Origin of the sequence: Fibrobacter sp. UWR3 (assembly GCF_900143055.1) — a bacterium.
In the GTDB taxonomy this organism is placed as follows: domain Bacteria; phylum Fibrobacterota; class Fibrobacteria; order Fibrobacterales; family Fibrobacteraceae; genus Fibrobacter.
This window is the reverse complement of sequence record NZ_FRCW01000001.1, coordinates 461,235-472,105: the sequence shown is the minus strand read 5'-3', so window position 1 is coordinate 472,105 and position 10,871 is coordinate 461,235. Positions and strand designations below refer to the sequence as shown.

Annotated in this window: 8 protein-coding genes; 4 read left to right on the top strand and 4 right to left on the bottom strand. The window is 51.9% G+C overall.

What is annotated here, in order from left to right:
• Positions 1-148 precede the first annotated feature (148 nt).
• From BUA44_RS02175 to BUA44_RS02165, 3 genes are all read left to right on the top strand, one after another.
• Complete coding sequence (locus tag BUA44_RS02175) at positions 149-994, top strand: hypothetical protein (RefSeq protein ID WP_072807942.1); 846 nt, start codon at positions 149-151, stop codon at positions 992-994.
• Entirely contained in the window at positions 991-2,322 is a 1,332-nt protein-coding gene (locus BUA44_RS02170) for a hypothetical protein (RefSeq protein WP_143151823.1), read from the top strand. The genes BUA44_RS02175 and BUA44_RS02170 overlap by 4 nt, the downstream gene beginning before the upstream one ends.
• Before the next feature lie 198 nt (positions 2,323-2,520).
• Positions 2,521-3,993, top strand: coding sequence for a hypothetical protein (locus tag BUA44_RS02165; protein WP_072807935.1), 1,473 nt, complete (start codon positions 2,521-2,523; stop codon positions 3,991-3,993).
• Positions 3,994-4,057: 64 nt separating this feature from the next.
• Here BUA44_RS02165 and BUA44_RS02160 read toward each other — a convergent pair whose 3' ends face one another.
• Positions 4,058-4,579 carry a flavodoxin domain-containing protein gene (locus BUA44_RS02160; RefSeq protein ID WP_072807934.1) on the bottom strand — a complete coding sequence of 174 codons (522 nt, stop codon included), beginning with the start codon at positions 4,577-4,579 and terminating at the stop codon, positions 4,058-4,060.
• Between the two features lie 67 nt (positions 4,580-4,646).
• On the opposite strand from BUA44_RS02160, the gene BUA44_RS02155 reads away from it, so the two are divergent.
• Positions 4,647-5,987: an MATE family efflux transporter gene (locus BUA44_RS02155; RefSeq protein WP_072807932.1), complete on the top strand. Its 1,341-nt coding sequence runs from the start codon at positions 4,647-4,649 to the stop codon at positions 5,985-5,987.
• A gap of 41 nt (positions 5,988-6,028) precedes the next feature.
• Here the strand turns inward: BUA44_RS02155 and rseP are convergent, their stop codons facing one another.
• The 3 genes from rseP to dxr all read right to left on the bottom strand — a co-directional run bounded on the left by rseP (position 6,029) and on the right by dxr (position 10,852).
• Positions 6,029-7,408 (bottom strand): RIP metalloprotease RseP, encoded by a 1,380-nt coding sequence (rseP, locus tag BUA44_RS02150; protein ID WP_072807930.1) that lies wholly within the window; start codon positions 7,406-7,408, stop codon positions 6,029-6,031.
• A 104-nt stretch (positions 7,409-7,512) separates the two neighbouring features.
• Entirely contained in the window at positions 7,513-9,501 is a 1,989-nt protein-coding gene (locus BUA44_RS02145; protein ID WP_072807929.1) for a glycoside hydrolase family 9 protein, read from the bottom strand.
• A 202-nt stretch (positions 9,502-9,703) separates the two neighbouring features.
• Complete coding sequence (gene dxr, locus BUA44_RS02140) at positions 9,704-10,852, bottom strand: 1-deoxy-D-xylulose-5-phosphate reductoisomerase (RefSeq protein ID WP_072807926.1); 1,149 nt, start codon at positions 10,850-10,852, stop codon at positions 9,704-9,706.
• Positions 10,853-10,871: the final 19 nt, after the last annotated feature.

Below are 10,871 nucleotides of genomic sequence, written 5' to 3'. Positions count from 1 at the left end.
CCAAGTAGATAAAGGCTTGCGGACGATTTCAGGTACCCAAATGTCATATAATCAAAAAGTACCTGTTTTTCAGGTACCTTTTTGTCATATAGACCCCTTTTTTATTTTTCCATCCAGTTAGCATGGCATCTAGAGAGTACCGGAACAAATGAAGCAATTTTTTAACCTCAGGATTACAATTGCAATAAGTCTCGTGATGGCGGCTTTTTCTTTCGCTTTTGACGACGTTGTCTGGGCTCCGAACATTGCTCCGCAGGCGATGCTCGCGAAGCAAGTTGCTCCTGGGACTACCCGTTCATATTCCTTGAGTTTTTTGTACGGAACCTGTGACACCTGTGAGGTCTTGAAAGAAAACGAAGATAAAGACGAGGAATTGAGTGGCTTTGATTTCCGGTTTGACGTAAGTTTGCTTGGGTTGATTTGGCCTCGTACTAACAATACCAAGGGCTCCGAAAACTGGACGGGTAATGGCTTTGGGGGCGGAATCTTTTTGAACGCTCATTATACACCCTTGACGGAATTGGGTATATCTCCCATGGTTGTCCAATGGCTAGGGCCTGTCTATGTGGGGGCTGCGTACGAATTGTCCTGGGATTTTTATGTCGGCGAGGATGAGGACGGCTATTCGGATTATTCTGTTTCGTCAAAGCTCTTTACGGGCTCCTTGAATGTCGGTGGCGGCTCCATGGTGTTCATGAATAATCATGGACTTGGCTTTGGTTTGCATGGTGGCGTGCGGCAGATGCATGTGGTGAGTGCAGGCAAGTCTATCTATACGGGGAAAAATAATGGTAGAGGAGAAAATCCAGAATCTCGTGGAGAAATCCATGCCCAAGATTGGGTCTGTTATTATGGATTTGATTTCATGCGGTACAGCAACATACCCTTGCTTGGAAAGGTGAATCATCATGGTGCTTTTTTGGCTTCCGTTGAAATGGGCTTGAACAAGTCCTCGATGTTTTACTGGTCCTTGTCCTTGAGTTTGATACGATGATTAGGCTTATTCAGACACACCAAAAATACATGGCGATGCTGCTTGGAGTCATCCTTGCAGGGTGCAGTCCCATAATGCGGCCTCCTCCGGCCGCACCATACATGGATAGCTATGGTCATGATGGTGCTGTCCGTGGTGGTGGGCTTTCGATGTATTTTGGAGACTTGGACAATGGCCGTCGTGAACGTGATAGCGGTGACGATGATTATGATTACATGCTGTATAGCCACGAGGAATGGTGGGGCGACGTAACCCTTGCGAATTACATTAGTAGCGGTTACTTCTCCTTAGGCTGGGGTTTGCAGACGTTCACCCCGTTTATGCAGGGTGGCTTCGTGTCTCCCTATTTTGGCTTGACCGCCTGGAGCGACATGCGGACGCTCGTGAATCCGATATTCGATTCCGACGAAAACCTTTCCTTGAATCATCTTTCCGGCGGCGGCATGGCGATTGAACAGATTCCGCTGAACGACGAGTGGACGATAGGCTTTACGGAGCACCTGTCCAGGAACGGACGCGAATTTTATGCGACCGAGGTGAATAGTGGCTGCGAAGGATTTATGACGATTTGTGGAGACATTTTCCCCAGGCCCCGTCCCAGGTTCTATACTGAAGCGGGTGGTGGATTTTATGTGACGCGCAAGTTCAAGTCCATAAAGGTTTCTCTTGAATTGCGTTATGGGCGTGATTGGGATGAAAACAGGAACCGTTTTACGGCGACTCTTGATATTTGGGGCATTACGCCTTCTATAGGTATAGGTGGCAATGACGGGACGAAAGTAAAGAACAAACAGTTTGAAGAAAACCAGAACATCGTAAAATCCGCTACATCTAAAGAATTAGATTCCCTACACACCATAAAACGCCGCTGGTTCAGTCTCGCAGATTCTACACTATCGCCTTCGAAAATTTACCACCCTACGGACTCCGTACATGCGGTGACAAGTACGGGAGTGTGTTATGCGAAGCAGACGGAGCAAGTAGTGCTTATGCAGGAATACGAGACCGCATTTTACCCTGTAGCGATAGATTCCGTAGATTATTGCGAAGAAACGGAATCAAGTAGTCGAGCATTTATCGCGTCGGTACCTGTGTCAATATTAGGATTGACATCTTTTATAACAGAAGCCTCTGTTACGGGCTATTGGATTATTGGCGCTCTGACCGGACTCGGTGTGGGTTACGGCACGTGGGCGCTATTCGATTACCTCTTTAGCCCCGACGATATGGCTCCCAAGGTCCATGAAGGTTTGTGCGCCACACCCCACACCCGCGAACAAAAAATCGATTGGTTCAAACAATACCCGTGTGGCGAGGAAGTGCGCTGAAGAGCAGAGAAAGTATCAATTGGGGGTTCCATGGTGGTTTAATAGTACTTTTTAGCTCATTACACCCCAAAAAGTACTATTTCCCCAGGCTCTGTCAAGCCAAATCGTATAAAAAGTAGGTGCCAGCAAACATTTTTCTTTTCGTCAGCCCATCGGAAATTGTTTTTTTTCACTACAGAAAGTTAAATTAAGAGTTAAATGAACGTATATAAGCTTTTAATAGTAGCAGTCATTGTGCTGTTAGTAGGCTGTGATAATCTCGACAAGAAAAAAGTCGCCCGAAAGAATTTTGATCCGTCCAAGGATTTATCGCTGTCGGATCATCTTTCAGCCGCTGATTCCATGGCGGTATTTTCTTGCCTAATGAAAGATACTTCCCAATTAATTGAGACAGCTCTTAATGTGATTGCGGAACCGGTCTTTGAATCTCGCCTAAAGAGGGATTTTGACGAACTTACAGACGCACTAACCATAAAAGATGAAAAGGAGTGTAATTCTTGTATCGCTTTCGACAAACAATGGGTTTCGTACCATGTGGAACTGTATAGAAATGGATTGCCTATAGATTCCATTCGAATTTACGCCTCGTGTTCAAAGCCTGGGTATAGAAAGAACAATCATATTTACCATTTTGCAGATTCCCTAAAAGTCCGTAATTTCTTTGAATCCAGACATATCCAGCGAATGCCTTATCAATGCAAGGCAAATCTACGCCCTCAGCCTGGAGACTGCGGTTTCTCTTGCCGTTACGCACTATTGAATGAAATACAAGTTCTGGATATTGAGGGGAATGCCTTGCCCGGCATTCTTGTGACACATTTTGCAGATTCTCTAAAAAAAGAGGTCCTAAAATCCTATGTCCGTTACAGCGCCAGTCATAATCAACACATGAACGTAGATGCTGTTTTTGAAATGAGTTTCGGTTCTAGTTTTATGTCACCCCAGGAATTGTCATCCCAAAGGTTTCAAACAACACCAGAAGTTATGGAGATGACCCATGACATATACGATTTTATTTTTTCGTGCGACCAGAACAATTGTTTTGGATTTGAACGAGGCAAAATCAAATCTGTAACCATAAAAATGACTCTTCGGGATGAAAATTCCAAAGCATCTTCATCCCCATTGGCTCACAACATTGCACAAGCAGATTCCATGGCGGTCATTTCGTGCTACCCAGAAGCACCTACCCCACTTTTACCCCTCAAAAAAAACGAGACATTCAATTCAATCAGTTCATCTTCGGAACACTTCGCACCAGTTCCTCTTAAGGATGATCCCCGTCTTAAAAGAAAAAGGAGATTGCATCCCAAGTTAACATCCTATGTTGCATACACCTCAAACAAGCAAAATGACCTTGAGATGTTTGCTGACGCCGTTGTCTTTAATGAATCAGAATATTGTGACGGTATTTGTTTTGATAAGCAGTGGCCCTCCTATTACGTAGAACTCTACAAAAATGGCAAATTTATTGATGGAACACATTTTTTTACAGGACCCGCCAAAGGGTATAACAAGGACGGATTCAACTACTATTTTGCCAATGTGGCAAAAGTTCATGAATTTTTCAATACTCGAAATGTTTTCCCCATGCCTAGGGGATGCTATGCCGATGGAAATCGTCATCTCGGATTCAAAAGAGAGAAATCAAAAAAGCGAATCAAACTATGAAATTCTTTTTTCTGATTGTTCTTTATACTCTTCTTTTTTTACTTTTTCGCGTTTATTATGTTTTTTACAGCGCCTTGACAATCGGTTCCAGGGTATCAAGATTCACGAAGTCCACTTGCTTGCCGTAGGTGGCGATGAGGGCGCGGACTTCGGCGTTACGCTCCGCTTCAGGGATTTTCGTGACCTTCGAATACAAAAGTTTCATCATAATTCTGTGTTTCAAACCGAGTTTGGTGTAATCGATGGCGCCGCGAAGGTGGAAAAATTTACTTTCATCGTAATGCGATGCGGGAACCTGCTTTTTGAGGCAGCCCCTGATGTGGTTGACGTTTTCGGCATCGGTCGGGTCGGCGAGACCGACAGTCGCGACAAGCAATTCCTGACTTGCAGAGAGGCCGCAAACCGTTTTCTTGAGGCCCATGATACCGCCTGCGCAAAGAGCGCCCAGATAGACGATGCGGTCATAGCCGGCAACGCTTTTCACATCTTTAAAGAAAACAGCCTTGAGCCCCGTGATTTCGGCGAGGCGTTCAGCATAGCGCTTTGTCGAGCCGTAGCGGCTTCCGTAGATGATGATAGAGTTCATTGAAGCACCGTCCTTTCTGTTCCCACAATTTAAAAAACTAAATTTACGCCCGTTTTCAAGGTACTGCATGGCGGCATCAAAGACGAACATCGATATGCTGAACGGGCCCCTCGGGAGAAAAATCCTGAGGTTTGCCATCCCTATCGCCCTGAGCAGCATTTTCCAGCAGATGTTCAACCTGGCAGATGTCGCCGTGGTGGGGCAGTTCGCGGGCGACAAGGCGTTGGCAGCCGTGGGCGCGAACACGTTCGTCATCAATATGCTCATCAACTTGTTCGTCGGGATTTCCGTGGGCGCGAACGTGGTGGTGGCCAACTCCATCGGTGCACGCAGCTACCGCTCCGTGACCCGCAGCGTCCACACGTCGGTGATGGTGGCGTTCTTCAGCGGGATTTTCCTTTCGTTCGTGGGAATCTTTTTTGCAAGGCCGATTCTCGAACTGATTTCAACGCCCGAAGATGTTTTGGACATGGCGGTACTTTACCTGCAAATCTACTTTGCCGGAATGCCCTTCGTGATGATCTACAATTTCATCGCCGCCATCCTGCGCAGCAAGGGCGATACAAAGCGGCCACTCTACGTGCTCATGGTGGCGGGAGCCGTCAATGTGGCATTGAACCTGATTCTTGTAGCGGGCTTTGGCATGGGTGTATCGGGCGTTGCGATTGCGACAGTCATCGCCAACGTCATCAGCGGGATTACCTTGTTCTACATGCTCCTGCACGAGGTGGGGCCTTTCAAACTGGAGTTCTGGAAGTTGCGCGTGACGCCCTTCTTCTTGAGCCGCATCTTGCGCGTGGGGCTCCCGACGGGGCTTCGCGGTGTCGTATTCTCGTTCAGCAACGTGTGCCTGCAATCGGCCATCAACAGCCTCGGTTCTGCGACAGTGGCGGCCTCGTCCATCGCGCTCAACTACGAATTCGTGGTGTATTACTGGCTGAGTTCTTTTTCGCAGGCTTGCGTGACCTTCGTGGGGCAGAACTTCGGCGCAAAGAACATGGAGCGCTGCCGCCGCACGGTCCGCTGGACACTCCTGCTCGGCTGCTCCACCACCATCGTATTGAGCGCTCTCTGCTGCATTTTCGCAAGGCCCATGCTGAGCGTGTTCACGTCCAATACCGAAATCATCGAAATCGCATCCATCCGCATGTACGTGGTGGTGGGGCTCTTGGCCATCAACGTTTTTCTGGACGTATTTTCGGGTGCGCTTTCTGGAATGGGCAAGTCCCTGCCGCCGGCACTCACCTGCATGGTAGGCGTCTGCGGTATCCGCATCCTCTGGGTGATTTTCGTGTTCCCCAAATACAACTCGTTCGCCTCGCTGATGGTCGTCTACCCCGTCAGCTGGGTCATCACGATTGCAGTCATCGCGGGGATATATTTCTACAACGTCAAACGGCTAAAATAGATCCTTCGCACGCCACGCGTGCTCAGGATGACATGTTCGCCTTATTTCAAGAACAGCGAAAGCTTGCCGAAGTCGAGTATCGTGATGAACACGAAGAAGCTGATGAAGAATGCGGCGGCGACGTTCTGGATAATGCTCTGCGTCTTGGTAGAAAGCGGCTTGCCGCGCAGCTTCTCGATTCCAAGGAACATGAGCAGGCCTCCGTCGGTAATGGCAAGCGGGAGCAGGTTCATTACACCCAGGTTTATGCTGATGAGCGCAAGGAGCATCAGGAATTCCTGGAAGCCGCTCATCCACACGTTACCCATCACAGCCACGATAGAAACCGGACCGGAGAACGCGTCGACCTTCACCTGCCCCTGGAACATGCGCTTGAAATAGCGGAAAATACTGGTGGTCATTTTCCAGCTGGTAGCGCAAGTTTTCGTAAAGGCTTCGACAGGGCCGCGGCGCACAATCTTCGTTTCGCGGAAGAGCACGTAGCCCATCTGGATACCGACCATGTAGCGCTTGTATTCCTCGTTATAGACGGGGGTGAGCGGCTTGGTGAGCGTATCACCGTCGCGGATGACGGTAACATTCACGGTCTCGCCCTTGCTACCGTCGATGATGCGCACCACCTCTTCGTAGCGAGAAATGTGTTCACCGTTGATTTCAAAAATCGTGTCGTTCTGCTGGATGCCGGCCGTAGCCGCGGCGGAACCTTCAACAGGCGGGAGGCGCACGATGACGCGGTTGCGCGGGTAGATACCGATATCGCCAATGCCCATCTTGATTTCGGAACCGGTGGAATCCTGCGCGGGAATCACGAGTTCTTCGGGAACGACGGTAATGGTGAGCGGTTCGCCACCGCGATGTACCGTGAGAGGGACATTCGCCCCGAGGCTCACGCCAATCTGCTCGCGGAAATCGTCCCAGCCCTGCGTGGGCTTGCCGTTCATCTCGGTAATGGTATCGCCCGGCTGTATGCCCGCGGCGAGCGCCGGAGAATCCTTCGCAACAAAGCCCACGATGAGCTCGTTTGTCGCAGGTTCCTGCACGCCCACCATGTAGAGGACCATCAGGAGCGCAAACGCGAACACGATGTTGATGAACGGCCCCGCAAACGCAATCGCGGCGCGCGCACCCACGGACTTCGCCACGAAATCGCGTTCGTCGGGAACTTCGCCCTCCTCGAGCGTGTCGGGATTTTCCCCCGCCATGGCCACGTAGCCACCGAACGGGATAGCCGAAATGCAGTATTCCGTCTCGCCCCTTTTGATACGGATGAGTTTCTTGCCGAAACCGACGCTGAACGTATTCACCTTGACGTTATTCCACTTGGCGACCAGGAAGTGGCCCAGCTCGTGAATAGTCACGAGGAAACTGAGCGCAAGGAGGCCCAGGATGAACATCACGACGTTGGAGAAAATGGATTCCATTACAGGACAATGTAGTAAAAAACAAAGATCCCCGACCAGGTCGGGGATGACAATGCGGGTTGGAGATTGCCGCGGGGCGATGCCCCTCGCAATGACAATATGGTTTAGTGCAGCCTGTTGCCGCGGAGGTCATAGCGTTTGCCGTTTTTCTCGACGACAAGCTTGAAATCCTTCACGCGGAGGCGCGGTGTTGCATCGCCCTGCATTGCGGCAGGCACAACCTCGCGAATTGCGGTAGTCGCGCTGGAACTGGCCGGATTCCACGGGTTCCACTGCGACGAGCTGGACTGCGGCGGCTGCCACTGCGAAGAACTCGAAGCAGGCACCGCGCTAGAAGAACTAGAGCCCTGCGGGGCGGAACTGGACGAAGACTGCGCCGTCACATTTTTCCTTGCGACTCCTGCAGCGGCAAAGTCGGGAGCGAAGCCCGCGTTTATCGCCTCGAGAGCGCCCGCCAAGTAGGCAAGCGGGGCATTCCAGTTGATAGCGACCTCGTTCGTTGCATAACTGCAGCGCTGGTCGGTGTAAGCGGTCGCAGCCTGACCTGTCCTGTAGTCGGCGCACTTCCATTCTGCAGCGGAGCCGACATCCTCGCCACCGGGCTGCGGGCCACCCACGAGCATTCCCGGAATAGGTTCAGTTACGTTATCCGAAGTACTCGGGCGGTGGTGCGGCATCATCGGAGACTTGGTGCCATAACCCGTCACAAAAGACATGTCGAGCGGGTTCTTGCCGAGCAGGTAATCGAGCACCTTGAGCGCTGCGGCATAATACTTCTCGTCGCCGGTGAGGTAGTAGGCATGCAAGAGCCATACCCCCTGATTGGAGGCCACGGCGTTTGAACCCCACACAAAATCGTCCTTCGCCATCACCACGCCAAAACCGGACTTAGTGCGGTTCACGAATCCGTCGGCGGTTGAAAGGATTTTCTGCTTGGCCTCGCCCGCATCACTAAAAACAGACGCGTGAGTCGCCTTGCCGTAGGTGGCAATTCCCTTCATGTCGCCCCAGTAGGAGATATACTCCGTGGTACCCGACTGCTTGTACGACCCGTCGTTTGTCGTAATGGCAAGTTCCGTGCCGGCGAAAAGTTTCTCGTCGCTCGCATTATTGCCTTCATAGGCACCGGTCGACACATCGGACGGGTTTGCCGTGAAGTGCACGTTCATGTTGTTCGAGCCCCAGGCATAGGCCTTCTTCGCCGCCTCCAGGCACTTGTTTGCGTAGTTCGAATCGAACGGCTTGTACACGCGGGCGGCAACAGCCATCACGCCCGCAAAGTCAAAAGCGGCCTCGGCGCTCTTGCCGATAACGTAAAGCTTCAGGTTGTCCTGCGCAGGCATCACGTCGCCCGGGAACCCGAGAGACGTAAGCTTGTGGTACACACTGCCGTCATTCGCCTGCATGGTAAGCATCCAGTCCAGGTTCCACTTGATTTCGGCAAGCAGGTCCGGGAGGCTACCCTCCGCAGGGATATTCCACTTGAGGCTCTTGAAGTAATTCGGGAAATGCTCGTAAAGCGAGAGGAGCGTGTAGGTGGTAATGCCCGAGTTCACGATATAGCGGCCGTAGTCGCCCGCATCGTACCAGCCCTTGGTAGACTGGATAGAGCCCGAACCGGCGGAGTTATGGAGTTCCACCGTAGAATTCGTGTGCCCCGCGGCACGGCTCCACTTGCCAGCATACTGACTCTCGAGAGCCATCGATGCGCGCTGGTAGTAGAACCACTTGGCGGCAGCCTTGAGCACGTCCTCGAACGTGTTATCCTTGACCACCAAATCCTGGCGGAGTACCTGTCCGCCCACCTTGATGGAATACTTGCCTGCGGTCTTGAGTTCGGAAAAATCCACGAGCTGAACATTCTGCCCGCTCGCATCCCAGTAAGATGCTGCCCCCGGAGTCACGGAAAGGGCCGTCTGGCCAGACGCGTTCACGATTTCGACATTGCCCGAGGCGCCCACCAGCGAGAACTGCTTGGGGTCGGAAGGGCGGTAACCCACCTGGTTTATGTAGGCATTGGCTGCAAAGGCCGTCGAAACACCGGCGGCAACGGTCGCGGAAAGCACGACCAGCTTGATTCTATTCGTTTTCAAAACATCCTCTCTTGCGCAAGAAAAGTTGTCATACACCTGAACACAATATAAGGAAAGGCGGCCCGTATAGGACCGCCTATTAAAGAATTATAAATCAAACTGTATCAAGTGTTTTACTTTTTCACAAACCGGGACACATCCCGCCTGCCCGCGGCAGTCCTTGTGACCACGTAATAGACACCCGGCCTAAACGCACTCTTGATTACTTTATCAGCGAAGCGGTGAGCCTGCGGGCTTCGGCGTCGGCTTCGAGAACCTGGTCAAGCGTGAGGTGGCCGGTCACATTGGGGGCCTTTTCCATCACCATTTCCACGTATTTCGGGATATCGGTGAACTTGAGGTTCCCCTTGAGGAAGCGGTCAACGAGCACCTCGTTTGCAGCGTTCATCATGGAGGGCACGATACCGCCACGGCGGCCCGCCTCGAACGCGAGGGCAAGGCAACGGAACTTCTTGAAATCCGGTTCAAAGAACGTGAGTTTTGCAAGCGTCGGCAGGTCGAGGCGCTTTGTTTCGAGACGCAGGCGGTCGGGCCACGTGAGCGCCACCTGGATGGGGATGCGCATGTCGGGAGCGCCGAGTTGCGCCATCAGGGAGCCGTCGCGGAACTGCACGAGCGAATGCACCATGGACTGCGGGTGAACGACAACCTTAATTTGTTCGTACGGGATATGGAACAGGAAGTGCGCTTCGAGCACTTCGAGGCCCTTGTTCATCATGGAGGCGGAATCGATGGTAATCTTCTTGCCCATGCTCCACACGGGGTGATTGAGCGCGTCGGCCACCGTGATGGTTTCGAACTTCTCGATAGGCCATTCGCGGAAAGGCCCGCCGGAAGCGGTAATCTCGAGGAATTCCACTTCGCTTTCGCGCTTGCCGCCTTCGAGGCATTGGAAGATGGCGCTGTGTTCGGAATCGATGGGAGTGATAAACGACTTCGGGTTTTCCGCAAGCTTGTCCCAGATGACGGGGCCCGCCATGACCATCGTTTCCTTGTTCGCGAGGGCCACGTGCTTGCCGTGCTCGATGGCGGTAATGGTCGGGAGGCAGCCCACCGCACCCATAAGCGCGTTAATGATGATGTCGGCCTTCGGGTCGGCGGCGAGTTCGCACAGGCCATCCATGCCGGCGAGTACCTTCATGCCGAGAATCCCTTCGAGTTCCTTCGCGGCGTTCGGGTCGAACATGCACACGCGTTCCACTTTGTACTTGCGCACGATTTCGGCAACCTTCTGCACGCTACTGTTCGCGGCGACCGCATACAAGTTAAAAATGTCGGAATGTTGCAGGATGACATCGACGCTGGACGTACCGATGGAGCCTGTGGCACCGAGAAGGACGACGTTTTTCATAAAATGCCTCTTTTGTTTT